This is a genomic window from Micromonospora sp. NPDC047620, assembly GCF_043205005.1.
In the GTDB taxonomy this organism is placed as follows: Bacteria; Actinomycetota; Actinomycetes; order Mycobacteriales; family Micromonosporaceae; genus Micromonospora.
Window position 1 is genome coordinate 109,258 of record NZ_JBIDDG010000003.1, and the last position, 26,300, is coordinate 135,557.

The window sequence follows — 26,300 nt, forward strand, 5'->3', positions numbered from 1 at the left end:
TGCGCCCGGGTGGTAGTCCGAGCAGCGGCGATGGAGCTCGACGGCCACGGGATAGCGCGGCCTCCAGGGCGACAAAGGCCTGCGGGAATGCCGGCTCCTGGTCGTTCAACGCGACCGGGGAGTCTGTCATCACGAACGCCCAGTCGGGAGGTTGTCCATGAAGGAGCTGACGGAGAACACAGCTTGGCCGGGTCCGGCCGGCCCGTATCCGGGCGGGCTGGAGAGGCCGTTGCCTTCCATGGTCGCGCGGTAGACCTCCAGCAGCCGGACGTGGTACTCCAGCGGCGCCCCCTCGGGGTTGGTGCGGCCGAGCGGCGTGGTCGGCTCGGGGCACCAGGTGGTGAAGCGCGGGGTGATGCCGCGCGACATGAAGTACTGGAGGCCCTCGGCGGTGGACGCGATGGCCTCGTCCACGGTCGTGAAGCCGTGCGGGGCGGCCATCTCGACGCCGGCCACGAAGTTCGGGATCACGTTGCGCGGCCCGAAGACTTCGGCCGAGTCGAGGATGCGGCGGTGCCACTCCTCGCGGCCGACGTAGCGCTCCTTGCCGGGGCAGTAGAGCTCGAACAGGCGCTTGTCCCACACCTCGTAGTTGGGGTGGTAGATCTGAATGCCATAGTTCTTGAACCGCTGCACGTCGGCGCGGGGCAGGGCCTGCGCGACCACCTTGCCGATCCAGCGACCCGGGAACCGTTCCTCGATCGCCTGGGCGTACCGGCCGTAGAAGTCGGCCTCAGCGCGCCCGTCGACCTTCGAAGTGATACTGCCGCCGGTAAGCGTGTACGCCTGGGACGCACGCTCGGTGTCGTACTTGTCGATGATCGCCAGGGCCTCGAGGACCTCGTCGACGGGTTTGACCCCGGTGTACGGGCGCCCGGCCGCCTTGTGCTGCCGCCAGTTGTGGTTGATGTCGCAGTACTGGCACTCCTCCTTGGCGCCAAAGTACTGGCAGACGCGGAAGACGGTCAGGTAGACGAGGTAGCCCCACTGGATCGTCGGGGCTACCTCCATCACCGATTTCCCGTTGGCCAGCGTTTGCTGGTAGTACGCCGGCATTGGCGGCAGCCCGACGTCGGCGATCGGCTTGCCGTCCAGGAACAGTTGCATCCGTCCGTCGTCGCCGGTCTTGACGCGGTACGGCGAGGCGGGATTGGTGCGGACCGACACGATCGTCCGCCGCAGTCCGTACGGCCCGCCGGTGAGCACGATCTCCTCCGGCGGCCGGCGCAGCGCGGCCGTGCCCAGCTCCGGCAGGGTCCGATGGTCGAAGGAGAAAATGAAGTACGACTTTGGTTTGACGTCGCCGTTTTCGTTGTCAGTCAGCGCCGAGTCGTCGAAGGCGAGCCCGCCGCGCAGCAGGTCCTCCTTGATTACCGCCTCGTGCGGTACCTGTGGGAAACGGCTCATCACGTTCTCGACGAGATCGGTGCGAGACTGCATACGCCCTCCTGAACGGGTTGCGCGGAAACCGGGTGGCAGGGCGCCACCCGATCACCCACGTGTCAGCTCTGCTTGGTCTTCCAGAAGATATTCGCGATCTCCTCGATCTTGACGAGGAGCTGCTCGGCGACGGCCGGGTCGGCGGAGCCCTTCGTGCCGCTGGCACCGGCCAGCTTGGTGGCCTCGTTGAACAGGCCGTGCAACTGCGGGTACTTCTCGAAGTGTGTCGCCTTGAAGTAGTCGGTCCACAGCACCCAGAGGTGGTGCTTGACCAGTTCGGCGCGCTGCTCCTTGATGATCAGCGAACGGGTGCGGAACTCCGGGTCGGTGTTGTCCTGGTACTTCTTGCTGATCGCGAGGATCGACTCGGCCTCGATGCGGGCCTGGGCCGGATCGTAGACCCCGCAGGGCAGGTCGCAGTGGGCACTCGCGGTGGTTCGCGGGCGCAGCAGAGATGACAGTCTCATCAGATTCCTTCCGACAACAGCGGTGTAGTGACGAACCCCTGGCGTGATAGACGAGAGGACCGTCGTCGGCCCGAGGAACACCTCGAGCACAGAAGCCGCGACGAGCGTCGCGGCGGCGACGGGTACCCGGTGCACAGCAGATGGTGGGCGGACTGCGTCCCCATGACGGAGAAGGACACCGCCGATGGCGCGACCGATACGGAGGCGACGCTGGACGCCGTCAGCCCTACCGGACCGTCCGGTCCGGTCGCGCTGATGACCGGTACCCCCGTCGGATAGCGGCGGAAGGCGCCCTTCATCAGCTCGGCGCCGCCGATTCGTTGATCCACAACAAGGACGCTAGACATTCAACCCGACTTCAGGTCAAGTCGGTGCTGTCCTGCTCACACTTCTCGTCGAGGCGTACCGGTCCCTGGCCCTGATGGCGAAGCCGATCCCCGGGATTGCGCATCCCACATGACCGCATAGAGAGGCAACCGCACCCGATGCAGCCGGTGAGCTGGCGCTCGAGGTTCCCGATGTAGCGCCGCCGGGCTTCCAGTTCGCCTCTCCACATACGCGACACGCGGTGCCAGTCGTGCTGGCTTGGCGGTTGGCCGGCCGGCAGCGTGGCGAGGATCGCAGCGACGTCGGCGAGCGAGACGCCGAGCCGCTTGGCGGCGAGGACAAGAGAGATGCGGCGCAGCATATGGCGCCGGTAGAGGCGCTGATTGCCAGGGCTGCGCTCGGCGGCGATCAGCCCCTTGTCCTCGTAGAACCGTAGTGCGGAGGCGGGCAGCCCGGTACGAGCAGTGACCTCGCCGATGGTGAGCAGATCATCCGGGCCCGCAGGCTGCTCTGGTGGCACGCGGAGACCGTAAAACTTGAACCCCGGTTGAGTTCAAGCGTTTGAGGTGAAGTGCGGTTGAGGTTTTAGCGTTCACGCCATGACCTACGTGATCGCGTTGTCCGTGGCGATCGTCGGCGCCGGCCCGGCCGGTGTCCACACCGCCGGTGCCTTGAGCGAGCTCGCACCCGGGACGCGGATCGACATCTTCGAGCGGTTGCCCGCCCCGTATGGCCTGGTCCGGTACGGCATCGCCCCGGACCATCCCGCCCGGGTGAAGCGGCTCACCGGCGAGCTTCGTGCCGTGCTCGCCGGCAGCGGCGCCCAGCTTTTCTGCGGTGTCGAGATCGGCACCGACGTCACGGTGCGCGACCTGCGCAACCGCTACGACGCGGTCGTCATCGCCACCGGCGCCCGGCGGGACGTCCCCGTCGAGCTGCCCGGCCTCGGTCTGCCCGGCTCCTTCGGGGCGGCGGACTTCGTCGCCTGGTACGGCGGCCACCCCGACGCGTCGCTGGCGTGGGCGCTGCGAGCGGAGTCCGTCGCCGTGATCGGCGCCGGCAACGTCGCCCTCGATGTGATCCGGATGCTGAGCAAGCCCGCGTACGCCCTCGCCGGCACCGGCATCCCGTTGCACGTGTTGAATGAGTTCGCCGCCAGCCCGGTCCGGGACATCCATCTGTTCGCGCGCCGCGGCCCGGCCGACACCCGCTTCAGCCCTACCGAGCTGGGCGAGCTCGGTGACCAGGACGACGTCGATGTCATCGTTGACCCTGCCGACCTGGCCCCCGATCTGCACATGGAGCGCATGACCCGGCAATTCGCGCCCACCCGGAAGGTCGTCGACATCCTGCGAGCCTGGTCGCGGATCCCCGCCGCCGCACGGGCCGCGTCACGGCGCGTGCACCTGCACTTCTACCGGATCCCCGCAGCCATTCTCGGCGTCGACCGGGTGGAAGGGCTGCGCACCGAACGCGCCGTTCCCGACGGCTACGGGCACATCACCGGTTCCGGTGACTACGAGGACCACAAGGTCCAGGCCGTCTACCGCGCCATCGGCTACGCCGCCTCACCCCTGGCAGGTGTGCCCTTCGACCCCGATACCCGCACTGTTCCGCATCGCGCCGGGGCGGTGCTCGGCGAGCCGGGACTCTACGTCACCGGCTGGGCCAAACGCGGCTGCGTCGGCCTCGTCGGCGCCACACGCGCAGACACCTTCCAAACCGCAAGAACGCTTTTGCAGGACCACGTACGCGCTATCTGAGTTCGGCCCCCGCCACGATGAACCTGCGCAGCGGACCCAGGCCTCGTCCAGGTCGTCGGGGTGAAACGGGGCAAGGTCGGCTGGCGTAGTGATCGCCGAACGTGCCGGGGCGGTCGATACGACCTCCCCGACCTCATGCCAAGGGCTCTGCCCGCTCAGCCGCCGATACCTGCCGAAACGAACGCCGCAGCGGCAGCAGTGCCACCAGCATCAACAGCCCGGCCAACGGCATCAGATCCAGGTTCACCGGGGGCAGCAGCACCCCGACGAGCATGACCACCGGGCTCCACCACGGCAGCCGGCCTGCCCTGGCGGCCAGCACGGCGACGACCACGATCCCGACGAAGAAGAACAGTGGCCCGACGTCGTAGATTGCGGGTCGCACGCCGGGTAGGCCGGAGAAGTCGTGCTGCAGGCTCCGCAGCTCTTCCTTGTCGGCAGCCAGGAATGCCTGCACGATGTCTACTCCGAACTGGACCACGGATGTCGCCAGACCGAGCAGAGTCGCGCCGACCACCACTTCGCGGACCGTCCCGGCGGGCAGTAGCGTCCGCAGCCCCAGGACCAGCGGCACGAACAGGAGGAAGCCGGCCAAGCCGAGGAAGTGGGCGAGCTGCCAGTCGAAACCCGGCCCGTACACGTTGTCGAGTCTGCCGATGTTACGGGCCACGCCGTAGCCGCCCATCGCGAGCGGTCCGGCGACCAGAGCGAACTTTGCTGCCTTCGTCATGCTGAAGATCATGGTCGCGCACCGGATCACGGTGCCTCCGGCGGAACCCCGTCCGAGACCCTGAGAACCCCCGCAGAAAGCGACCCTGACGCGATCTACAGGCGGCCGAGCGAGACGAAGGTGGCGAGCCCAGCAGGGCCCCGGCGGCGCTGGTCGCCGCGGTTGGCCGATTCGCCGGCGTACTCAGTCGCCGCCGATCTGGCCCGCGCCGTTGAGGTAGGTGAGAACGGCGAGGACGCGGCGGTGGCCGCTGTCGGTGACGGCGAGGCCCAGCTTGGTGAAGATGTTGCCGATGTGCTTGTGTACGGCGTTGTCGGTGATGACAAGCCGGTCAGCGATGGTGTTGTTGTCGTGTCCCTGGGCCATCAGCGCGAGTACCTCGCGTTCGCGGGGGGTGAGGACGGCGATCGGGTCCCTGCGGTGGGCGAGGATTTGGGCGATGACTTCGGTGTCCATGGCGGTGCCACCGGCGGCCACTCGGCGCAGCGCGTCGACGAACTCATCCACCCGACTGACGCGATCCTTGAGGAGGTAGCCGACGCCGCCGCCGGTGGTGGCGAGTAGTTCGGCGGCGTACTGCTGCTCGACGTACTGCGACAGCACCAGGACCGGCAGGCCAGGGTGCTCTCGACGGGCCTGCAGGGCGGCGCGGATGCCCTCGTCGCGAAACGACGGCGGCAGCCGGACATCGACGATGGTGACGTCGGGCCGATGCTCCCGCACGGCGGTGAGGTAGCCGGCCGCGTCGCCCGCGATGGCGGCGATGTCGAACCCCACGCGGTTGAGCAGTAGCTCCAGTCCGGTGGCCAGCAGCACGTTGTCTTCGGCGATTACCACCCGCACGGCAGCTCCATGGTGATCGTCGTCGGCCCGCCGGCCGGGCTGTCGATGTCGATGGTGCCGTCGAGCGCGAGCACCCGGCGACGGATCCCGGCGAGGCCGGTGCCCAGCCGATCGTCGGCGCCGCCGGCGCCATTGTCGGTGATCACCACCGATAACCGGTCCGCCGTTCGGCTCACCCGTACGCCGGCCGTGGTCGCTTGGCTGTGCTTGGCGACGTTGGTGAGTGCCTCGGCGACGGCGAAGTAGACGACGGCCTCCACGGACGCCGGTACCTTTTCGAGGTTGCCGATGTCCAGTCGGGTTGGCACGCCGCAGCGGGTCGTCACCGCGGTCAGTGCACCGGTGAGGCCGCGGTCGGCGAGGATCGGCGGGTAGACGGTCCGGATCACCTCGCGGAGCTCGGTCATCGCCTCCTCGGTTCCTTCGTGTGCGTCCCGAAGAAGTTCTTCCAGGAACTGCTCGTTTCGCGGGTTGTCGGACAACGCCTGCCGGGCCACGGCCAGCCGCATCGCGATGGCCACCAGCCGGGCCTGGGTGCCGTCGTGCAGGTCGCGTTCGATCCGGCGCAGCTCTGCGCCGTGTGCGTCGAGCACGTCTGCCCGGGTGCGGGTCAACACGGCGACCCGGTCGGCGAGCTGTTCGGCCGTCGAGTGCGACAGCACTACCAGGCAGATCCGGGCGTGTGCGCGAGCGATCGGCGAGAAGGCCAGGTACGCCAGCGCGGTGAGTAGGAGGATCTGCAGTGGACCGAGGGTGAGGGCTGTCGCCCAGCTGGTCACCGGAATGTCGATGAACAGCCGGGGCCGATCCTCCGGTGCGAACGTCCACCACAGTGGTGTGGCGACCGCGGCGGGCAGGAGGTTGCCCACGCACAGCAGCGTGAGCAGGCCGAGCGCTACCCCGGTGATGGCGTTCACCGGCAGCCAGAGAAGGTCGCGGGGGGTGGCCGGATCGGCCCATGCGCGGCGTTCCGTCGTGCGCAGGGCAGGACGCGATGCCAACGGCGTCCCGAGCAGCCGGCCGGCGCGGTCACGGTGCCAGTTCGCCCACCGCCGGGCGAGCCTCGGATGGCACAGCAGCGGCAGCGCGAGCAGCGTGGCGATCCCGGTGGCCAGCGATCCCAGGAGGTAGGCCCCGCCACGCCACACCTGCACCCACCGTCGACCCGACGTCACAGGATGCCCTTTCTGCGTAGCCTCCTCGGGGGCAGCGTCCCTTCGCGTTCCCGACACGGCGTCGAGTCTGCCCGGTGGCCGCCGCCCGCGGCACTACAGCCAGCTGTACCTCGCATCGGGTGGTACGGGGTATCGGTATCCGATGACGCGGAATCTAGCGTCGGACCATGAGGTTGAACAGCAGAAACCCATCGAGACGACGCGTGGCGCCGGTCGAGGCCACCGCGACCGACTCGCTGTACCCGGGTGCAACGCCGACATCTGCGATGCGATCGTACGCGGTGCGACTGGATTCGGTGTCGAAGGAGTACGGGTCGGGGAAGAACACGCTACGCGCTCTCGACGGGGTGACAGCCGGATTCCCGCGCGGTACGTTCACCGCCGTCATGGGCCCGTCCGGGTGCGGCAAGAGCACGTTTCTGAACTGCGCGGCCGGTCTGGACCGGCCGACATCGGGCCGGGTCGTGCTGGGTGACACGGAGCTGTCCAGCCTGTCGGAGACCGAGTTGACCGAGCTCCGGCGGGACCGGATCGGGTTCGTCTTCCAGGCGTACAACCTGCTCGGTGCGCTGACCGTGGCGGACAACGTCACGTTGCCTGTCCGGTTGGCCGAGAAGCCGGTCGATCCTGAGCAACTGGCGAGTGTCCTCGCCGCGGTCGGGCTCGCCGAGCACCACGACCGCCGCCCGATCCAGCTCTCCGGTGGCCAGCAGCAGCGGGTGGCGATCGCCCGAGCGCTCATCAACCGGCCCGACCTGGTGTGCGCCGACGAGCCGACCGGCGCGCTGGACAGCCGCAGCGGCCGCCAGGTCCTGGCGCTGCTCAGGAAGATCGTCGACGACCTGGGGCAGACCGTGCTGATGGTCACGCACGATCCGGTCGCGGCCGCGCAGGCCGACATTGTGGTGTTCCTCGCCGACGGCCGATTGGCCGGCGAGATGACCCGACCGTCCGCCGAGCAGATCGCCGAGCGGATGACTCACCTGGGGGAGCCTTGAGCCGCCACCTGATGTCGGAGCGCATGCTGGCGCTGGCCTGGAGCACGGTCAAGGAACGCAAGGGCGGGTTCGTCGCGGCATTCGTCGCGGTGCTGTTCGGCTCGGCGGTGATCACGGCCTGCGGGATCCTGCTGGAGAGCAGCGAACGCTCGGGCGTGCCCACCGAGCGCTACCAGGCTGCCGACCTGGTGGTGGGCGCCCCGCAGGCACTGCCGATGGCCGACGACGTGGATCCCAGGTTCGGCGAGCGGGCCACCCTGCCTGCCGGCCGGGTCGGTGACATCGCGCGAGTTCCTGGCGTCCGCACGGCGATCGCCGACGTCAACGTCCCGGTCAGCCTCGTGACGGCGGACGCCGATGTGCTCGCCGCGCCGGACAGCACCCCCGCGTTCGGGCATGGCTGGCAGTCGGCCGCGCTCGGCCCGTTCACCACGAGCGCCGGCCAGGCCCCGACCGGGCCGGACGACGTGGTGCTGGACTCCGCGCTGGCCGAGCGGGCCAGCGTCACCGTCGGCGCGCCGGTTCGACTCGCGGTCGGCTCAAACACGTCGACCTACCGGGTGACAGGCATCGTGAGCCTGCCAGGAGGCAAACTCGCCCGGCAGTCCGCATTGTTCTTCACCGATGACCGGGCCCGGGAACTGACCGGCCAACCGGACCGGGTGGACGCGATCGGCGTGCTGGCCGCACCCGGTGTCAGTGCCGACGAGCTGGCAAGCGCCATCGAGGTGGCAGTCGCCGATGTGGTCGTCTACACCGGCAGCGACCGGAGCGAGGCCGAGTTCCTCGACATCAGCAGCACGCGTGCGTTCATCAGCGAGCTGTCCCTGGCGTTCGGCGGCAGCATGGTTCTGGTGATCATGATCGTCGTGGCGAGCACACTCGCTCTGTCCGTTCGGCAGCGGCGGCGGGAACTGGCGCTGCTGAGGGCGATCGGCGCGACTCCGAAGCAGGTGCTCGGCATGATCGCCGCCGAGACCATGGTGGTGGGCACGCTCGGAGCAGTGCTCGGGGTGATTCCGGGCGTCGGGCTGAGCTTTCTCTTCCGCGAAGTCTTCACCCTGGTCGGCGCGGTTCCGGACGACTTCGAACTGTCGATCAGCCCGCTGCCGGTACTCGCGGCGGTGGTGCTGTGCCTGATCGGCGCCCGTTTGGGAGGCTGGATAGCCGCCCGGCGCGCGGCCAAGCTCACGCCGGTGGACGCGCTCGGCGAGGCCGCGGTGGAGGCACCCGAACTCGGATGGCTCCGGTTGGCCGTCGGCTTGCTGCTGGTCCCCGCCGGTCTCGCCATGGCGGTCGTGGTGCCATGGGTGCTACCCGGTGAAGGAGCCGCTGAAAGCGCGGCCTTCTCGGCGTTCCTGCTCGTCTTCGCCGTCGCGCTGCTGGGGCCGCGGTTGCTCGGCGGTGCCGTCACCCTGGTGGGCCTCGGGCTGAACCGCAGATCGGGCGTCAGTGGGTTCCTCGCGATCGCGAATGCGCACGCCAACTCGCGGCGGCTCGCCGCGGCGACCACTCCTCTGATCATGGGTATCACCCTGGCCGCCGGGCAGGTCTTCAGCGGGACGACCGCGAGTTCGGCCGCGCGGGACCAGGCCGCAGACGGACTGCGCGCGGACTACGTCGTCACGTCCACGTCCGCCGGCGTGTCGCCCGAGGTCGCGAACGTGCTCCGGGGCGTGCCCGGCGTCTCGGCGGTGACCCCGGTCGTCCGAACGCGGACGCTGGCGATCTTCGGCTCGAGGGACAGCCCACAGATCAGGTCCTACCCGGCACAGGGGGTCATCGGTGACCAGCTCGCCGACACCATGGATCTCGCCGTTCTCGAGGGCGATGTCGCGGATGTGCAGGGCAACACGGTGGCGTTGAGCCGGATCGCGGCGGGCACCCTCGGCGTCGCTCTCGGCGACACCGTCGACCTTCATCTCGGTGACGGCACGCCGATCAAACCCACGGTGGTCGCGCTTTACGAGAGAGGACTCGGCCTCGGTGACGTCACGCTGCCGCACGACCTCGTCCTCGAACACACCACCGACCGCCTGGACTTCGCGGTGCTGGTCACGGCGGCCACGGGAACCGGCGTCGGGGCACTCGCCGATGCGTTGCGATCCGCTGTCCAACACCTCCCGACCGTTCAGGTCGACAACCGCGAGTCGTTCGTCGCCGCGCAGAGCGCTGCGGCCGCCGGCGAGTCGGCGGTCGGCCTCATCCTCAACGCGGTCCTGCTCGGCTACCTCGCGATCGCCGTGGTGAACATCCTGGTGATGGCGACCGCCGCACGCTTCCGCGAATTCGCCCTGCTCCAACTGGTCGGCGCCACCCGTCGCCAGGTGTTCGCGATGATGCGCAGCGAGACGAGGATCATCGTCGTCGCAGCCGTGCTCATCGGTACCCTGGCCGCGATCCCGTCATTGATCGGCACGAGCATCGGACTGACCAGGACGCTGATTCCGTCCGTCCCACCGCTCACCTACCTGGGAATCGTCACGGTCGCCGCGCTGCTCGGCTGGGCCGCCATCATGAACTCGACTCGGATCGCCATGCGGTCGCAGCCGGTCGACGCGATTGGCGTTCGCGAGTGACGGCAGCGGCATTACAGCCAGCTGTACCACGTAACCGGTGGTACGAGGTATCGGTCCGCGTCGACGTGGCTCCTAACGTCAATGGCATGAGATCGAACAGCAGAAAACTATCGAGGCGGCGGGTCGCGCAGGGGGCGGCGGCGGGACTCGTCGCCCTCACGCTCACGGTCACCGGGCTCGCCCCGGCCGAAGGATCGGTGACCGGTTCCGGCCACGCCGGCGGCCGGTTGCAACGGGACACCGAGGCGATCCACGCCCTCGGGGTGACCGGTGTTCAAGCCCGGGTGACCACCTCCGACGGCCGGCACCTCGTCGCCACCAGCGGCGTCGCCGACCGTGCCACCGGGCGCCCGGTGCCATTCAATGGACGCTTTCGGATCGCGAGTACCCGCAAGGCGTTCGAAGCCACCGTCGTCCTGCAACTGGTCGAGGAACACCGACTGTCCCTCGACGACACCGTCGAACGGTGGCTACCCGGCGTGGTCCGTGGCAACGGCAACGACGGCCGCCGGATCACCGTCCGTCACCTCCTGCAGAACACCAGCGGCATCCACGACAGGTTCTGGTGGACCCGGACTCCGTGGTGTCCAGCACCCGGGACCTCGACCGGTTCTTTCGTGCGCTGCTGGGCGGCCGGCTGCTGCGCCCCGCACAACTGGCCGACATGAAGCGAACGGTCGAGATCAACGAGGACATCAACGCGATCTGGCCGGGCGGTCTCTACGGGCTCGGCCTGGTCAGCCGCCCGCTGCCCTGCGGGGGCGTCTACTGGGGCCACGACGGCGGCGACGGCGGCTACATCACGGTCACCGGCGTCACCGACGACGGCCGGCGCAGCGCCCTGGTATCCATGTCCGCCTCGCTCGGCGATTCGCTGGACAGCCTCCTCCAGCAGCAACGCGGTGCCGACACACTGATCCAGAACGCTCTGTGCGGCCGGGTGTAACCGAACCGGACAGCGTGTTGTGAACGAGAGCCCTGACCGGCGATGGCCACGCCGGTCAGGGCCGGCCCAGAGGCGGAGCCCGACAGAACGCGAGTTGCCCAAGCGCCAGAAGCCGGGTGCCCCAGGCCGTGCTGGTCTACTGAGAAAGCAACTGCCATCCGCGCTCCTGCCAGGGCTCGTCACCACGCCGAAGGCCCGATCTTCGGCCGTGAACTGTGCGGCTTGATCTCCTCGCGTGCCGCCGGTCGCTGGAGGTTCGGCGTACGACCAGCGCAACCGAGCAGTCGATGGACGCCCTGCCTGCGGACTTCGGCCGGGTGCGCGTATCTGCCGTGATTCGCGTACGACGCAGCGTTACGCCGAGCTGGCCCGGTTGCCGCCCGGACGTGCCGACGAGCGGATGTTTCGGCCGCGCTGGCCCCCGGGGCCGCCGCCGAGGCGCGTAGCCGGCCGCGCTGTGGTCAGTTTCCTTTCACGCAGAACTCGTTGCCGTCGGGATCGGCCAGCACGACAGTGCCGTCCGCACCGACCTCGAGCCGGGTGGCCCCGAGGGAGACCAGCCGATCGACTTCCGCTTGCTGGTCACCGCCGGCCGGGGCGAGGTCGAAGCGCTGCCGGTTCCGCACCTCTTTCGGGGCCACGGGCGGGCCTCCCCACGCGACCTTTGTGCCGCCGTGCGGTGACTGGATCGCGGTCTCCTGGTTCTGGTCCCACACCAGCGGCCAGCCCAGCGCCTCGCTCCAGAAGAGGCCGACCTCCCGGGTGCCGTCGCAGGCGAGTTCCCCGAGCAGGCCGCACCCGGCGAGGAAGGCGTTGCCTGGCTCGATCACGCAGAACTCGTTGCCCTCGGGGTCGGCCAGAACGACGTGCCCCTCCTCGGGGCGTTGCCCGACGTCGAGGTGGCTGGCGCCGAGCCTCAGCGCCGTGGCCACCGTGTGCTGCTGGTCGTCGTGGCTGGCGCTGGTCAGGTGAAAGTGCATGCGGCGGTTCGGCCCCACCTCTTCAGCGCGGCTCGGGACGAACCGGAGGCTGAGCTGGCCGTCTTCGCCGGGCAGAAGCGCGCCACCGGCGTCCTCGACGACCTTCCGGCCGAGCATGCCGGCCCAGAACTGCGCCACGCGGGCCGCATCGTGCGCATCGAAGGTCACCGTCAGCAGTCGCGGGATCATCGCCTCACAGTAGGCAGGAGCCAGCAGCGCAACAAGGCGATTAGCCGGGCTGCGTCCTGCCGTGCGTCGTGCTGACACGATGCGCACGATGGCGGGGGACGTCGCGCAGCAGGACGTCGCTGGTGCGGGAGGGTTCCGTGGCCGGCGCTCGCGCTGCCGGTGCTGCTCCTGCTCGGCATCCTGGCCGTGCTGGTGTTCCCCGATCCCGGTCGAGGCACCCGATGGTACTGGTTTCTGGTTGCTCACCGGGGTGCCGCTCGGCCTGGGACTGATTCGGTGGCTAGCAATACCGAGGCGACGGACGCCAGCACCGTGGAACCGCTGCTCGCATAGATCAGGCACCGGCCATGATGGCGGTGCCGGCAACGCGCCGCGCCGAAAGAGCCTCTATCAGCAGAGACTCCGACCTCATAGGTCAGGCGCGGGTTGAGCCGTCCGTACCGGGGATGGCTGACCAGGCGAGCCCGCCGCCGATGATCGTGGCGGCAACCCGAGTCGAGAACCGATGACCGGAGAACGGTGTGTTCCGGGCCAGGCTAGCCAATCGGGCCGCGTCGACCGTCCAGTCGGCGTCGGTGGAGACCAGGCACAGCGTGGCGGGCATGCCTACCTGGAGCGGGTCCCCGCCGCCGACAGCTGTTCCGCCGATCGCCGCGGGCCGGATGGCCATCGCCTCGGCCAGGCGGCGCCATGACATGAGGCCCGTGCGCACCATGGTCTCCGCGACGACCGGCAGCGCGGTCTCCAGTCCCAGCATGCCGGGTGGCGCCTCGCACCAGGGACGGTTCTTGGTGGCGGCGGGGTGTGGCGCGTGATCGGTGGCGACCACGTCGATGACTCCCTCGGCGAGCGCTTCCCGCAGGGCCGTCACGTCCTGGGCGCTCCGCAGCGGCGGGTTGACCTTGTAGCGGGTGTCACCGGTGCGTACCAGTTCGTCGGTGAGCAGGAGATGGTGCGGGGTGACCTCCGCGGTGACCGGCCAGCCCCGCGATTTGGCCCAGCGGATTATCTCCACGCTGCCTCGCGTCGAGACATGGCAGATGTGCAGCGGGGTGTCGTCCGCGCCCGCCAGCACGCAGTCCCGGGCGATGATCGCCTCTTCGGCGACGGCGGGCCATCCGGGCAGGCCCAACTCGCGGGCGACCGCGCCGTCGTTGGCCTGGGCGTTCGGGCTCAGCGGCGAGGACTGGGCGTGCTGGGCGATGAATCCGCCGACGTCGGCCGCCCGGCGCAGCGCCTGTCGCATCAACGCGGGGTCCTCCACACACCGGCCGTCGTCGGAGAACATCCGGGTGCGGGCGGCCGAGGCGGCCATCGCCTCGATCGGTGCCAGCGTGGTGCCGTCGAGCCCGACGGTGACCGCGCCCACGGGCCGTACCTGGCAGTGTGCGGTGCGTTCGGCCACCTCGGCGACGTACTCCACGCGTCGCGGATCATCCGCCACCGGCTGGGTGTTCGCCATGGCGAACACCGTCGCGTAGCCGCCCTTGGCCGCCGCGAGAGTGCCGGTGGCGATCGTCTCCGCGTCCTCCGCACCGGGCTGACGCAGGTGGGTGTGCAGGTCGGTGAACGCAGGCAGAGCGATCAGGCCGTGGCAGTCGATGCTGTGGACGGCGGGTCCCCGCCCGGCGGGATCGAGCGCGGCGATCCGGCCGCTGTCGATCAGGAGGTCCACCGGTTCCTCGCCGTAGGGTCGTACGCCCCGCAGCACGGTGGGTGGCAGCAGCGGTTGCCGGGACAGCGGCCGCAGGTTCCAGCCGGGCTCAGTCATCCGCGGATCCCCACCTGAACACCGGCCCGTCCAGGCACACCAGGGGAGCCTCAGTCCCCGTGCTCCGTTGCCCGGAGGAGCAACCGTGGCAGTATCCGAGGCCGCACGCCATGTGCGCCTCGACGGACACCTGCACCTCCGCATCCCACCGTTTCCCGAGGTCGGCGGCGAGATCGGTCAGCCGTTGCGAACCGCAGGTGAGGATGAGCTGCGGAGGATCGGCGTCCAGCGTCGAGGTGAGCAGGGTGGACAGGAAATCCGGCTCACTGGTCCCGTCCGCGTCGGTGACCTGGTGCAGGTGCTCGACACCGCCCCGGCGCAGGACGTCGGCGCCGATCAGCACGCCGGGATGGCGGGCACTGATGACGGCGACGGTCGTACCGCCACGGCGGGCGTTGACCGCGGCGACCATGCTCAGCGAACAGGTGCCGATGCCCCGGCCCAGCAGCAGTACCCGGCTGGTCGCGGGGGAGAGGTGAAACCCCTGCCCGAGCGGACCGGTCGCGAGCATGGTCTCGCCGACGGCGAAGGTGGCGAGCCGGCGCGTACCGCCGCCGACGACGCCGTACACCACGTCGAACGTGCCGTGTTCGGGTGCGGTGTCGTAGATCGCCATCGGCCGCGGCAGGACGGGGGCGGTTTCGTCGGCGCGCGCCGCCGTGAGCATCACGAACTGGCCGGGTTGGGCGCGGGTGGCGATGGTCGGGGCGTGTAGGCGGAGGAACCGGTACCGGTCGCCGACCGGTTCGTGGCGCAGGACCGGCGCGTGGTGCCAGGTGGGTGGGGGCCGGTGCGCCGGCGGCAGGTCGAGCGGGACGAGCCGCCCGCTGGTGGTGTTCAGCATGCCCTCTCCGCCAGGAATGTCGTGGTCAGTTCGCGATCGAGGGCGAGCAGGCTCCGGGCGAGCAGGTCGGTTCCGGCGGCGAGATCCGCGCTGCTTGTCCACTCCTCGGGGACGTGACTCAGGCCGGCCCGGCTCGGCACGAAGATCATCCCCGCGGGCACCACCTTGTTGATCATCTGGCTGTCGTGGCTGGCGCCGCTGGGCAGGACCCGGTACGCCGTACCCGTGGCGGTGCAGGTCTCGGCGATCCGGCGGCGCAGCCAGATCGGCAGCACCACCGGGGATGCGTCGCCGAGCAACTCGATGTCCAGGCCAACCCCGCGTCGCTCGCAGATGGCGCGGGCACCGTGGATCAGCTCGGTCGCCGTCGACCGCTGCCGGTCGCTGTCCACGTCGCGGATGTCCACGTAGAGCCGAGCCTCGCCGGGGATCGTGGTGATCGATCCCGGTTCGAGTTCCAGTCGGCCGACCGTGGCCCGGGTGCCGCGGTGCCGGGGGTCGGTTGCGATGCTTTCGGCGAGGAGCGTGATCTCCGCCGCGGCCGTCATGGCGTCGGCCCGCTGGTGCATCGGCGTCCCGCCGGTGTGCGAGGCGCGGCCGTGCAGGTCGAGGCGGAACCGGGTGCTGCCGGAGATGAGGTCGACGATGCCGATCGGCACGCCCTGGGCTTCGAGCACGCCACCCTGCTCGATGTGCAGCTCCACGAACGCTGCCCAGTCGTCCGCGCGCCAGCGCGCTTCCTCGACGCGGCTCGGATCGAGACCGACGGCCCGCATGGCCTCGGCGAGACTCACTCCGTGGACATCCCGCCGGTCGGCCAGATCGGACGAGCTCAGCAGGCCCGCCGCGATCCGGCTACCGGTGCACGCCTGGCCGAACCGGGCGCCCTCCTCACCGGCGAACGCCACGAACCTGATCGGGTGGGTGTGCCGTACGTCCGCCTCGACGAGAAGCCGGGCGACCTCCATGGCGGCCACCACCCCGGCGATGCCGTCGAACCGTCCGGCCCGCGGCACGCTGTCCAGGTGGGAGCCGGTGCCGACGGCGGGGGCTGGCCCGGCATCGCCGGGCCGTTCGGCGTAGCTGTTGCCCGCCGCGTCGGTCCAGGTTCGCAGGCCCAGCGCGGAGAGCTGGTCGGTGAACATCCGGTGCGCCGCGCGTTCCAACGGGGTGTACGCGAGTCGCGTCACGCCGTCGGTGCTCTCGCTGATGTCGGCGAACTTCGCCAGCAGGTCGGCCAACCGGCTGGCGTCGGCCAGGGGCAGGGCGACGTCGACGGTGTCCAGGCTCATCGCGGTGTCCGCGAGGAGGCTGCGGCGGTGACGACCGGGGTGCCGTCAACCGCTGCCAGGACCGCGTCGGTGACGGGTAGCGCCGCCGCGACCGCCACCACCTCGGCTTGGACGTGGGCGAGCAGGAGCCGGAGCGCCGGCAGCGCCGACACGTCGTGCCAGGAGGCGGCGAGAAGCGCGACGCGTGCTCCGGGGTCCGGGGGCGGGCTCAGCGAGAGCAGCCCGGAGTCTTCGTAGATGCGTACGGTGGGGAGGTCCAGCTCCCGGGAGACGACGTGGGCCAGCACGCCGTCGTCGAGGTTGTCCCGCACGACCACCACCGTCGGGGCGTACGGCCGCAGCGCGTCGGCGATCGCCGTGCTGACGAGTTCGACGGCCGCCGCGGCACCGGCACGGTCGGCTGTGACCGCCTGGTGGAGTTCGTCGACAGCTGCGGCGAGCTGGCTCGCCGGTGTTGGGTGAGTGTTCATGGCGTTCGTGGCGCGGTGACCCTCGGCGTTGGCCGTGGGAGGAAGCGCCGTCCCCCTTTCAGGAACCAGTGGACTGACAGCGGTCGGAGTTCGGGTGCAGCGGTGGAAACTGGGTCAGGCTGGTTGTACGTCGACTGTGCCCTGGCGGTCCCGGACTCGCGGCTGATCGGGGATGTGCAGGTCCGCTGGGGTGAACAGGGCCCGGACGGGGCAGCGGGCCGCAGCCTCGCCCCGGCCGCCGCTGCGGTCGACGGCCGCCAGCACGGCGGGCACCACCGCGCCGCGGTCGCGAAGCGCGTGGACGGCGGTGGTGGCGCGTGAGCCGGACATGATCACGTCCTCGACGAGGACGACGCGTTCGCCCGCGTGCAGTTCTCCCTCGATCTGCGTCGGGCGGTCGCCGGCAGCGGGGGTGGGGACCACCGCGAAGGGCAGACCGGTCTCCAGGGACAGGGCGGTGACGAGGGGTGCCACCTCTGCCCGGCCGGCCAGCCGGTCCGTTGTGGCGTCCACCAGGTCGGCCATCAGGGCGGCCATCCGCCGCAGGATCGTCGGGCGGGTCTCGAACAGGAAGACATCTATGTAGACGTCGATCGGGCCGGCCGGTGCGAGGGTGAACTCGCCGGGCAGGCACGCCGCGGCGCGCAGATCACGGGCAAGCTCCAGCCAACGTTGGTGGCGGTTCTGGAAGGCGGTCGTGTCGCCGGTGCCGATGGTGCTGGGTGCGGCTCTGTTCATGAGGTCCCTCGGTAGGTTGCGGTGCTGTCCGTCTGGTCGGCTTCGGTGATCGGCGGTGACGGGGTGAACTCGCTGCTGTAGCCGAGTTCGGCGCTGAGCCGGGCCGCCGTGGCGAGCACCAGATGAGTCGCCCGGGCCCGGGCGACCGGATCACGCATCCGGTCGGCGGCCGCAGCGAGCGTGATGCTCGCGCAGGTCGCGCCGGTGGACGAGCGGACGGGCGCGGCCACCGCCCACACGCCTCGGTCCAGTTCGTCGTCGCAGACGTCGTAGCCTCGGTCCCGGACGACCGCGAGGTGTTCGATCACGGCGTCCGGGGTGGCCGGGGTGTCCGGGGTGAACGCGGTGAGCGGCCGTTCCGCGAGCAGCGCACGGACGATGTCGGTGTCCATATCGGCGAGGAGGGCGCGGGCGGACGCCGCCGCGTGCAGCGGCATTTCCTGGCCGATCCGGACGAACAGTCGCAGCGGGTGCACGCTCTCGATGAGAGCGATGCAGACCACCCGGTTGCCGACCAGTTCGGCGAGGAACACCGTCTCGCCGGACTCGGCGGCCGCGGCGAGCACCGCAGGGTGCGGGGCGACCAGTGTGGAGGTACGGCGGCTGTTCTGCTCGGCCAGTTGACGGGCGGCGGGGCCGAGGAAGTAACGGCGGTTGACCGGGGATCGGGTGACGAACTCCTGTTCGGCCAGGACCGCCAGCAGTCGGTGCGCGCTGCCGAGCGGGATGTCGAGCGTCTCGTGTAGGTCCTTCATGCTCATTCCGTCGCCGTGGTGGGCGAGGGTCCGCAGAATCTCCAGCGCTCTGACGACCGGTTGCACGCTGTCTCCTTCGAATTGGCTCGGCGGGCTCAGACCCGTAGTGAGCCGACGACTTCCGAGACGGACATGGTGCCCGATGCGGCCAGCAGCGGCCCGAGCTCCCGCACGATCTCCGCCATGGCGTACGGGCGGGCGAAGTTGGCCGTCCCGACCTGGACTGCGCTCGCCCCAGCGAGGAGGAATTCCAGGACGTCCCGCGCCGAGCTGATGCCGCCGCAGCCGATGACCGGGATGTCGACCGCGCGGGCGGCCTGCCAGACCAGGCGCAGCGCGATCGGTTTCACCGCGGGCCCGGACAGTCCGCCGACGCCGTTGCCGAGTACGGCCGTCCGGCGGGCGGCGTCCACGCTCATTGCCGGGAAGGTGTTGGCCACTGTGATGGCCGTGGCGCCGGCGTGCTCCGCGGCGCGGGCGATGTCCACGATCGACGTCACGTTCGGGGTGAGTTTGACGAACACCGGTACGTGCGAGCGGGCCACCACACCGGACACGACCCGTTCGACCGTGGCCGCGTCGGTGCCGATGGCCAGGCCGCCGTGTTCGAGGTTGGGGCAGGAGACGTTCACCTCGAGCGCTGCGGCGCCGTGGCCGGCCAGTTGCTCCGTCGCCGTCCAGTACTCCGCCACGGTCAGCCCGCCGACGCTGATGATGGTGGGCACGTTGGTGGCGAGGTAGCGGGGGAGTACGCGGGAGCGGAATTCGTCGATACCAGGACTGGGGATGCCGACGCTGTTGAGCATTCCGTCGGGAGTCTCGGTGATGCGGTGTGCGGGATTGCCGGAGCGCACTGCGGCGAAGACGGTCTTCGTAACCAGCGCGCCCAGCTCGCCCAGCGGCACCAGCGTGCCGAGCTCCGGGCCGAAACAGCCGGACGCGGGCATGACCGGGTTGCTCAGCCGAATATCACCGAGAGTGACAGATAAGTCGATGCTGGTTCGTTGTTCCTGGGTCCAGAACCGAGCTCTCGAGTCGGTCTCGCCGCCCGGGATGGCGACTGAAATACCCGAGTTGTCGGTTGAGGCATGCAGTCTCGTTTCCACGACGCGGATGTACCTCTTCCGTCTGGGAAGAGTCGACTATGCGTCACCGGCCGTGGTTCGTCAAGGGGTGGGGCCGCTGCCCCGGGAGGCGCCAGAGCTTTCGCATCGCCCTGAGAGCCGGCGCGTTTCAGCATGTGGAAAGCGGTGTGGTCACGTGCTGTCCGCTGGCAACGATGCGGGCGTCCCGCCGGAAGGCTTCCACTCTCCGGCTACTCAGCGCAGTTTCCGGGACCGCTGACCCGGTCTGGAGGGCGCGCTCCAGGGTGCGTGGGTGCCTAGTAGGCCGGGATAGCTTCCAACTGGCCGAAGTTAAGTTTCTGTTTCACCGGGCGACGGTCACGCGTGCCCGTGACGCCAACGAGCGTTGGCCGGGCCAAGGTTATCAACACGTATTGACTACCCCGTGTGATGGACGTATCTTCGGCTCTCCTTCCCCCGGAGGTGTTCATGAAGGTGACTCGAGCCGATGTGGCCAGGCGGGCGCAGACCTCGCCGTCGGTGGTCAGCTATGTGCTCAACGGCGGTTCACGCCCGGTCGCACCGGCCACCCGGGCCCGGGTCGAGGCAGCCATCCGGGACCTCGGATACCGCCCGAACCGCGTGGCCCAGGCGCTCCGCCGCACCCGCAGCGGCTTCCTCGGCCTGTTGATGCCGGACGGCGGCAACCCCTTCTTCGCCGAGCTGGCCAACGCCATCGAGACCGAGGCGGCACGCCGCGGAAAGCTGCTGTTCCTGCTGCACTCCGACGGCGGCGAGGAGGGCGAGCGACTCGCCGCCATGGGGGACGTCCGGGCCGAGGGGGTGCTGTGGGTGCCGCACCACGAGAGCCCGTCGACCGCATCCGCCCTGGCCAACTCGCCCTGCCCGGTGGTGGTCCTCGACCGGGTGCCGGCCGATGCGGCGACCGGGTACGACTCGGTCGCGGTGGATCACCATCAGGGTGCCCGGCTGGCCACCAACCATCTGATCGAGCACGGCTTCCGGCAGGTGTCGTGCCTGTCCGGCCCGAGCGAGACCATCGTCGGGCGCGACCGGACGTCCGGTTGGCGGCAGGCGCTGGCCGACCACGGCATCACCGAAGGTGTGTGGGAGGTACCGGCGGACTTCACGCCGGAGGGCGGACGGGCGGCCGGGAACGAACTGCTCGACCGGTTGACCCTCCCGGCCGCCGTCTTCGTCGCCTCGGACCGGCAGGCGCTCGGCCTGCTGCGCGCCGTGCGCGAACGGGGACTCGACGTACCGCGGGACATCGCCATCGTGTCCTTCGACGGTACGGACGTCAGCGCCTACACCACGCCACCGCTGTCCACCATGCGGCAGCCCCTGCCGGCACTCGCGGCCGGCGCTCTAACGCTTCTCGAGGAGCGAATACGCGACCCGTACCGACCGGCGCGGCACATCGCCCTGCCCGCCGAGCCCGTCTTCCGAACAAGTTGTGGATGTGGACAGCTATGAGTGTGCCAACCGGAAACCCCATCGCCGAAAGCCGTTCCCCACAGGCCGCGCAGGGAACTCTGCTGCGGCTGTCGCAGATCACCAAGGAGTACCGGTCCGACCGGGGCAAGGTGGTGCGCGCGCTCCACGAGGTGTCGCTCGACGTGCGGCAGGGCGAGATCCTCGCCATCATCGGCGCGTCCGGCTGCGGCAAGTCCACCCTGCTGCGGATCATGGCGGGCCTCGACACCATCACCTCCGGGCAGACGGAGTGGTCACGCCGGCCGACACCCGGCCGAGACATCGGTTACGTCTTCCAGGAGCCCGTCCTGCTGCCCTGGCGCAGCGTCCTGCGTAACGCCTGCATCGCGCCGGAGACGTTGAAGGAACCGCGGCAGCGGTACGAGCCTCGGGTACGCGAACTGCTGAGCCTGGTAGGACTGACCGACTTCGCCGACGCGCTGCCGCGCGAACTCTCCGGCGGGATGCGGCAGCGGACCTCGATCGTGCGGGCGCTGGCCCACGATCCGATGCTGCTGCTGATGGACGAGCCCTTCGGCGCACTCGACCAGATCACCCGGGAGAAGCTGCACGACGATCTGCTCAACATCTGGACCGCGACCGGCAAGACCATCGTGTTCGTGACGCACAGCGTCGACGAGGCCACCTACCTCGCCGACCGGGTGGTCGTGCTCTCACCCCGCCCCGGTCGGGTACGCGCGATCCACGACGTGCCCCTGCCCCGGCCGCGTGACGCGCGGACGAAGCTCGATCCCCGCTTCGCGGAGTTCCAGGCCATGCTGCGGGGGGAACTGTGACGGTTCAGACCTCGACACCCGAGCCGGCGGCACCGCCCGTCGCGCCGCCGCCGGCACCGGTTGGTACGTCGCGACGGGGCCTCCTGCGACTCATGGTCAAGCCCTTCGCAGTGCTGCTGTACGTCCTCGTGATCGTCGGCGCCTGGGGCGCGTACCAGGCGGTGGCGGACGTCCCCCGGTATCTGCTCGCCAGCCCGACCGAGGTCGGATCGCAACTGCTGGACCTCGCGCGGACCGGAACGCTGTGGACCCACCTGCTGTACACGGTCCGCAACATCGGTGTCGGCTTCGCGATCGGGGCGGTGATCGGCGCCGCGCTGGGAGTGGCCGTCTCCCGGTCACAGGTCGTCGACGCGATGCTCTCCCCGTTCCTGATCGTGTTCCAGGCGATGCCGAAGATCGCGCTCGCGCCCATGTTCGTGCTCTGGTTCGGCCTCGGCCTGACCAGCCAGTTCGTGCTCATCGTGAGCCTGTCCTTCTTCCCCATCCTGGTCGGTACCGCCACTGGGCTGCGGCAGGTGAACCCGGGCTACCGGGACCTCGCCACCATCGTCGGGCTGAACCCGGTGGCCCGACTGTTCCGCATCGACATCCGGGCAGCGTCACCGTCGATCTTCGCCGCCGCCCGGGTAGCCGCCGTCGACGCCATGACCGGAGCGGTCCTCGCCGAGTGGATCTCTTCAAGCCAGGGACTCGGCTACCTCCTGGTCGAGGCCAACTCCTCCTACCAGGTCCCCATGCTGATGGCCTCGATCGTCGTGATCGTGGCTGTCGGACTCGCCCTCTACCAACTGGTCTCCTTCGTCGAGGCCCGCGCCCTGCGGTGGCGCGATCCCGTCACGGCCTGATCACACGACCTGTCCGTCGTGGCCAACCCCCACCGAACTGGAATACGAGGTACACCCATGCGCTCCATGACCCGTAGATCCCTCCTCGCCGGTATCGCCGCCAGCACCGTCATCGCCCTCACCGCCGGCTGCGGCGGCGTCGAGGCCCCCAGCGGCGGCACCGACGGTGGCACGACCAAGGTCAGCATCCAGATCGACGGCGCCGCCGCCCCCTACTACGCGCCGCTGTACTGGGCCAAGGAACAGGGCTACTTCACCAAGCAGAACCTCGACGTCGAGTTCCTGTACGCCGACGCCGCGACCATCACCAAGAACGTGGCCGCCAACAACGTCCAGTTCGGCTTCCCGAACGCCGACAGCGTGATCCAGGCGGTGGCCAACGGCGTGCCGGACCTCGTCGTGCACACCACGTACCAGCAGGGCATCGGCGCACTGCTCACCCTCGCCGACTCCGGCATCACCAACCCGGCCGACCTGAAAGGCAAGACGGTCGCGGTGACCAGCCTCGGCTCCCCGAACTACGTCCAACTGACGGCGATGGCCGCCTCGGCGGGCCTGGACGTGAAGAAGGACCTGACGGTCAAGGTCGTCGGTACCGGCGCCATCGTCTCGGCACTGCAGAACAAGCAGGTGGACGCGATCGTCTTCTCGCGGCTGCGCTACTACACCCTGCAGGCCGCCGGGGTGCAGGTCACCCAGATCCTGTCCAACCAGTACCTCCCGTCGTTCGGCAACGTCGTGATCACCGGCCAGCAGTTCGCCAAGGAGAACCCCGAGGCCGTCGCCGGATTCACCACCGCGCTGAACGCCGCGCTGCAGGACCTCATCGACGGCAAGCTGCCGCAGGCGGTCGAGATGTCCATCCAGAAGTACGCCACCAGCTTCGCCGGCCAGGAGAAGTCGGTCACCCAGGTGATGCAGGAAGTCTTCGTCAAGGACCTGTGGCAGAGCGACACCACCAAGGCGCACGGGCTCGGCTACGGCGACCCGACGGCCTGGCAGAACGCCGTGGACGCGCAGAAGAAGTACGGCCTGATCCAGGGCGACGTGCGGGCGTCCGACTTCGTGAAGGCCTCCTCGTGACCGAGCAGCGACTCGGCAAGCTACCGCGCGCCGTGCTCGGCACGGCGTCGGTGGCGGCCTTCCTGCTGGCCTGGCAGGGCTACGTCCACCTCGCGCACGTGCCCACGTACACCCTCCCCGGCCCGATCGAGATCGTGACGTACACCTGGCGGATGCTCACCGGCGAGCAGTTGCTCGTCCACCTCCGGGTGACCGGTGCCGAACTGCTGCAGGGGGTGGCGATCGGACTGGCGGTCGGCGTGCTCGCCGGGGTGGCGATGTCCCGATGGCGCTGGCTGGAACGAGCGGCCATGCCGCTGCTGGTGTTCATCCAGATCACCCCGAAGATCGCGATCGCACCGCTCCTGGTGCTGTGGCTCGGGCTCGGCGTGACCAGCAAGATCACCCTGGTCGCGCTGGTCACGTTCTTCCCGGTGCTGGTCAACACGCTGGCCGGGCTGCGCGGCATCGGTACGAACTACCGCCACCTGTGTCAGGTGCTCGCGCTCTCCGGCCCACGGCGGTTCTTCCGGCTCGAACTGCCGATGACCCTGCCGCACATCGTGGTCGGGCTCCGCCTCGGTGCGCTGGCCGGGGTCACCGCCGCAGTGATCGGCGAGTTGATCGGCGCCCAGGGTGGGCTCGGATACCTGGTCGCGCAGAGCCAGGAGACCGACAACATCCCGCAGGCAATGGTCGGGCTGCTGCTGCTGAGCATGCTCGGGCTGCTCTCCTGGTCCGGTATCGGTGCCGTCGCCGGCTGGCTCCGTTCCCGGTTCGGTGTGACCGATGGCTGAGCCGCCGCGGAGCCGCCGTTTCCGGCCGAGGCCGGGACGATGACCGGGCCACCCCGGCGCATCGTGGTCGACACCGACGGAGGCGTGGACGACCTGGTGGCACTCGCCTGGTTGCTGCGCCTGCCGGATGTGGAGATACCCGCGATCATCGCCACCGGCGGGGCACGGCCCGCCGATGTCGTCGGGGCGGCGGTCACCCATGCGCTTCGCGCGCTCGCTCCGGCCCAACGGCCGTTGCTGCTGCGGGGCGCCGAGATCGACCCCGCCGCGCGGGCCGCGGTCCCGTCGGGCGTGCGGCTGCACGGCGAGTACGGTCTCGGGCCGGTCGTCCCCACGCACGGCGCCGAGTTCGACGGCGACGTACGTGTCGACAGGTCACTGCCGGCGCACACCGACTACCTGGTGCTCGGCCCGTTGACCACCGCCGAGCGCCTCGCCGGGCAGGTGAGCCACTGGCCCGCGCACGTCCGGTTGACCGTGATGGGTGGGGCATTCTCCCTGCCCGGCGTGGTGCGGGGCGCCGAGCCGAACTTCGCCCGCGACCCCCGGGCCGCTCGGCGACTGTTCGCCGAGCCGCCCGGCCAGGGCGTACGGGTCGTGCCGACGGACGCGACCACCCGGGCGAGCTGCCCGCCGGAGGCCGTCCGGCGGGTGCTCGCCGGCGGCAGCGGCTGGCACGGGGTGCGCGCGCAACTGCTGGCGCACTACTGGTCCGGCACAGCCAGCCGACACTGCCACGACCTGGTGGCCGCAGCTGTCGTGGCGCGCCCGGAGGTGGTGGCGGTCGAGACGCCCGCCACGGTGGCCGTCGACGCGTACGGCCGCTCGGACATGACCCCCGAGGGGAACGCGGCCGTGACGGTGGTCAGCCGCGTCGACGACACGGCGTGGCGCGAGATCGTCCTGGCATGGGCGACGGACAGAGAGGCGACGGTGCGTTGAACGGCCCGAAGATCGCGGTGGTGGGCAGCGCCAACCTTGACCGCATGGTGGTGACCGACCGGCTCCCCGGGCCGGGGGAGACACTGACCGCCCGGGAGTACCGGGAGGGTGTCGGCGGTAAGGGCGCGAACCAGGCGATGACCATCGCCACCCTCGGTACGTCCGTCGGCTTCGTCGGATGCGTCGGCGCCGACGCCGCTGGTGAGCAGGTGCGGCAGCGGCTCGCCGGCCGGGGCGTGGACGTGTCGGGGCTGGCGGTCGTCCATGACGTCCCCACCGGGACCGCGCTGATCACGGTGGACGGCGCCGGCGAGAACGTGATCGTGGTACACCCCGGGGCGAACGGCGCACTGGACGCGGCCCGTGTCGAACGGCACCGGGACATGATCGCCTCGGCAGCGCTCACCCTGATGCAGTGCGAGGTCGCGACGCCCGCCCTGGAGCGGGCCGCAGCGCTGGCCGGCGGCCTTCTGGTGCTGAATCCCGCGCCCGCGACTCCGCTTCCCGACGTCCTCGTCCGCCGGGTGGATGTGCTGGTGCCCAACCGGGCCGAGTTGGCGGTCCTGGCCGGCACGTCCCTGCCAGAGAGCCTGGACGACGTGGCGAGCGCCGTCGGCAAGCTCGGGCTAGCGGCGACCGTCGTGGTGACGCTCGGGTCGCAGGGCGCGGCCGTGATAGAGCCGGACGGCCGGGTTGATCACGTTCCGGCGCTCCGTACCGAGGCCGTGGACACGACCGGCGCCGGCGACTGCTTCTGCGGAGCCCTCGCGACCGCCCTGGTGGCGCGGCCCGGCCGGGCCGTGGCCGAGGCCGCCCGCTGGGCGGCCGTCGCGGCGGCGCTGTCGACACGCGGCCGGGGCGCACAAGGCGCGCTGCCGACCCTGGATGAGGTGTCCAGGGCGGCCCTCACCTCGTCGAGCCAGCCGGATCTGGCGGCGATCCCGCTGCTGGGTGCGTCTCCGGACCAAGAGGCATGACATGAGCAG

Annotated in this window: 26 protein-coding genes and 1 pseudogene; 12 read left to right on the plus strand and 15 right to left on the minus strand. The window is 70.1% G+C overall.

Going from position 1 to position 26,300, the window contains the following annotated elements; translation table 11 throughout:
• Window positions 1-129: 129 nt before the first annotated feature.
• The 4 genes from ACGF5C_RS04705 to soxR form a co-directional block, all read right to left on the minus strand.
• Window positions 130-1,440, minus strand: a complete 1,311-nt coding sequence (locus ACGF5C_RS04705) for a radical SAM protein (protein ID WP_393296662.1) — start codon at window positions 1,438-1,440, stop codon at window positions 130-132.
• A gap of 62 nt (window positions 1,441-1,502) precedes the next feature.
• Complete coding sequence (gene sodN, locus ACGF5C_RS04710; RefSeq protein WP_393296663.1) at window positions 1,503-1,907, minus strand: superoxide dismutase, Ni; 405 nt, start codon at window positions 1,905-1,907, stop codon at window positions 1,503-1,505.
• Window positions 1,907-2,254, minus strand: coding sequence for a flavin reductase (locus tag ACGF5C_RS04715; RefSeq protein ID WP_393296665.1), 348 nt, complete (start codon window positions 2,252-2,254; stop codon window positions 1,907-1,909). Before ACGF5C_RS04715 ends, sodN begins: the two co-directional genes overlap by 1 nt.
• 11 nt (window positions 2,255-2,265) lie before the next feature.
• On the minus strand, window positions 2,266-2,754 hold the full coding sequence (gene soxR / locus ACGF5C_RS04720; protein WP_393296667.1) for a redox-sensitive transcriptional activator SoxR: 489 nt from the start codon (window positions 2,752-2,754) through the stop codon (window positions 2,266-2,268).
• Window positions 2,755-2,833: 79 nt separating this feature from the next.
• Here soxR and ACGF5C_RS04725 point away from each other — a divergent pair, with 79 nt between their 5' ends.
• Complete coding sequence (locus tag ACGF5C_RS04725) at window positions 2,834-3,997, plus strand: FAD-dependent oxidoreductase (protein WP_393296669.1); 1,164 nt, start codon at window positions 2,834-2,836, stop codon at window positions 3,995-3,997.
• 133 nt (window positions 3,998-4,130) lie between these two features.
• On the opposite strand, the gene ACGF5C_RS04730 is transcribed toward ACGF5C_RS04725, so the two are convergent.
• The 3 genes from ACGF5C_RS04730 to ACGF5C_RS04740 all read right to left on the minus strand — a co-directional run bounded on the left by ACGF5C_RS04730 (window position 4,131) and on the right by ACGF5C_RS04740 (window position 6,718).
• Window positions 4,131-4,739: a hypothetical protein gene (locus tag ACGF5C_RS04730; RefSeq protein ID WP_393296671.1), complete on the minus strand. Its 609-nt coding sequence runs from the start codon at window positions 4,737-4,739 to the stop codon at window positions 4,131-4,133.
• Between the two features lie 171 nt (window positions 4,740-4,910).
• Window positions 4,911-5,570 (minus strand): LuxR C-terminal-related transcriptional regulator, encoded by a 660-nt coding sequence (locus ACGF5C_RS04735; RefSeq protein WP_393296673.1) that lies wholly within the window; start codon window positions 5,568-5,570, stop codon window positions 4,911-4,913.
• Window positions 5,558-6,718 (minus strand): histidine kinase, encoded by a 1,161-nt coding sequence (locus ACGF5C_RS04740; protein WP_393296675.1) that lies wholly within the window; start codon window positions 6,716-6,718, stop codon window positions 5,558-5,560. The genes ACGF5C_RS04735 and ACGF5C_RS04740 overlap by 13 nt, the downstream gene beginning before the upstream one ends.
• 293 nt (window positions 6,719-7,011) lie before the next feature.
• Between ACGF5C_RS04740 and ACGF5C_RS04745 the strand changes: the two genes are divergently transcribed.
• From ACGF5C_RS04745 to ACGF5C_RS04760, 4 genes and pseudogenes are all read left to right on the plus strand, one after another.
• Window positions 7,012-7,743 carry an ABC transporter ATP-binding protein gene (locus tag ACGF5C_RS04745; protein WP_393296677.1) on the plus strand — a complete coding sequence of 244 codons (732 nt, stop codon included), beginning with the start codon at window positions 7,012-7,014 and terminating at the stop codon, window positions 7,741-7,743.
• 341 nt (window positions 7,744-8,084) lie between these two features.
• The gene (locus ACGF5C_RS04750; protein ID WP_393296679.1) at window positions 8,085-10,322 is read left to right on the plus strand and encodes an ABC transporter permease; all 2,238 of its coding nucleotides are present in this window, start codon (window positions 8,085-8,087) and stop codon (window positions 10,320-10,322) included.
• A gap of 86 nt (window positions 10,323-10,408) precedes the next feature.
• Window positions 10,409-10,743, plus strand: a pseudogene (locus ACGF5C_RS04755) (serine hydrolase); the annotation flags it as partial.
• A gap of 45 nt (window positions 10,744-10,788) precedes the next feature.
• On the plus strand, window positions 10,789-11,268 hold the full coding sequence (locus tag ACGF5C_RS04760) for a serine hydrolase (protein ID WP_393296681.1): 480 nt from the start codon (window positions 10,789-10,791) through the stop codon (window positions 11,266-11,268).
• A 461-nt stretch (window positions 11,269-11,729) separates the two neighbouring features.
• Here ACGF5C_RS04760 and ACGF5C_RS04765 read toward each other — a convergent pair whose 3' ends face one another.
• The 8 genes from ACGF5C_RS04765 to ACGF5C_RS04800 form a co-directional block, all read right to left on the minus strand.
• The gene (locus ACGF5C_RS04765) at window positions 11,730-12,437 is read right to left on the minus strand and encodes a VOC family protein (protein ID WP_393296683.1); all 708 of its coding nucleotides are present in this window, start codon (window positions 12,435-12,437) and stop codon (window positions 11,730-11,732) included.
• A gap of 415 nt (window positions 12,438-12,852) precedes the next feature.
• On the minus strand, window positions 12,853-14,160 hold the full coding sequence (locus ACGF5C_RS04770) for a dihydroorotase (RefSeq protein ID WP_393296991.1): 1,308 nt from the start codon (window positions 14,158-14,160) through the stop codon (window positions 12,853-12,855).
• Window positions 14,161-14,200: 40 nt separating this feature from the next.
• On the minus strand, window positions 14,201-15,052 hold the full coding sequence (locus ACGF5C_RS04775; RefSeq protein ID WP_393296685.1) for a hypothetical protein: 852 nt from the start codon (window positions 15,050-15,052) through the stop codon (window positions 14,201-14,203).
• Window positions 15,046-16,344: a Zn-dependent hydrolase gene (locus tag ACGF5C_RS04780; protein WP_393296687.1), complete on the minus strand. Its 1,299-nt coding sequence runs from the start codon at window positions 16,342-16,344 to the stop codon at window positions 15,046-15,048. Before ACGF5C_RS04780 ends, ACGF5C_RS04775 begins: the two co-directional genes overlap by 7 nt.
• On the minus strand, window positions 16,341-16,814 hold the full coding sequence (locus tag ACGF5C_RS04785) for a hypothetical protein (RefSeq protein WP_393296689.1): 474 nt from the start codon (window positions 16,812-16,814) through the stop codon (window positions 16,341-16,343). Before ACGF5C_RS04785 ends, ACGF5C_RS04780 begins: the two co-directional genes overlap by 4 nt.
• 114 nt (window positions 16,815-16,928) lie before the next feature.
• Window positions 16,929-17,552, minus strand: a complete 624-nt coding sequence (locus tag ACGF5C_RS04790) for an orotate phosphoribosyltransferase (protein WP_393296691.1) — start codon at window positions 17,550-17,552, stop codon at window positions 16,929-16,931.
• Window positions 17,549-18,373, minus strand: coding sequence for an IclR family transcriptional regulator (locus tag ACGF5C_RS04795; RefSeq protein ID WP_393296693.1), 825 nt, complete (start codon window positions 18,371-18,373; stop codon window positions 17,549-17,551). Before ACGF5C_RS04795 ends, ACGF5C_RS04790 begins: the two co-directional genes overlap by 4 nt.
• A gap of 29 nt (window positions 18,374-18,402) precedes the next feature.
• Window positions 18,403-19,413 carry a dihydroorotate dehydrogenase gene (locus ACGF5C_RS04800; RefSeq protein ID WP_393296695.1) on the minus strand — a complete coding sequence of 337 codons (1,011 nt, stop codon included), beginning with the start codon at window positions 19,411-19,413 and terminating at the stop codon, window positions 18,403-18,405.
• 447 nt (window positions 19,414-19,860) lie between these two features.
• On the opposite strand from ACGF5C_RS04800, the gene ACGF5C_RS04805 reads away from it, so the two are divergent.
• The 7 genes from ACGF5C_RS04805 to ACGF5C_RS04835 all read left to right on the plus strand — a co-directional run bounded on the left by ACGF5C_RS04805 (window position 19,861) and on the right by ACGF5C_RS04835 (window position 26,291).
• Window positions 19,861-20,868, plus strand: coding sequence for a LacI family DNA-binding transcriptional regulator (locus tag ACGF5C_RS04805; protein ID WP_393296697.1), 1,008 nt, complete (start codon window positions 19,861-19,863; stop codon window positions 20,866-20,868).
• The gene (locus tag ACGF5C_RS04810) at window positions 20,865-21,665 is read left to right on the plus strand and encodes an ABC transporter ATP-binding protein (protein WP_393296699.1); all 801 of its coding nucleotides are present in this window, start codon (window positions 20,865-20,867) and stop codon (window positions 21,663-21,665) included. Before ACGF5C_RS04805 ends, ACGF5C_RS04810 begins: the two co-directional genes overlap by 4 nt.
• 92 nt (window positions 21,666-21,757) lie before the next feature.
• On the plus strand, window positions 21,758-22,513 hold the full coding sequence (locus ACGF5C_RS04815) for an ABC transporter permease (RefSeq protein WP_393296700.1): 756 nt from the start codon (window positions 21,758-21,760) through the stop codon (window positions 22,511-22,513).
• A gap of 66 nt (window positions 22,514-22,579) precedes the next feature.
• A complete protein-coding gene (locus ACGF5C_RS04820) occupies window positions 22,580-23,596 on the plus strand; it encodes an ABC transporter substrate-binding protein (protein WP_393296702.1) in 1,017 nt (338 codons plus the stop codon).
• Window positions 23,593-24,372, plus strand: a complete 780-nt coding sequence (locus tag ACGF5C_RS04825; RefSeq protein ID WP_393296704.1) for an ABC transporter permease — start codon at window positions 23,593-23,595, stop codon at window positions 24,370-24,372. Before ACGF5C_RS04820 ends, ACGF5C_RS04825 begins: the two co-directional genes overlap by 4 nt.
• A gap of 39 nt (window positions 24,373-24,411) precedes the next feature.
• On the plus strand, window positions 24,412-25,314 hold the full coding sequence (locus ACGF5C_RS04830; protein WP_393296706.1) for a nucleoside hydrolase: 903 nt from the start codon (window positions 24,412-24,414) through the stop codon (window positions 25,312-25,314).
• Entirely contained in the window at window positions 25,281-26,291 is a 1,011-nt protein-coding gene (locus ACGF5C_RS04835; protein ID WP_393296708.1) for a ribokinase, read from the plus strand. The genes ACGF5C_RS04830 and ACGF5C_RS04835 overlap by 34 nt, the downstream gene beginning before the upstream one ends.
• Window positions 26,292-26,300 lie beyond the last annotated feature (9 nt).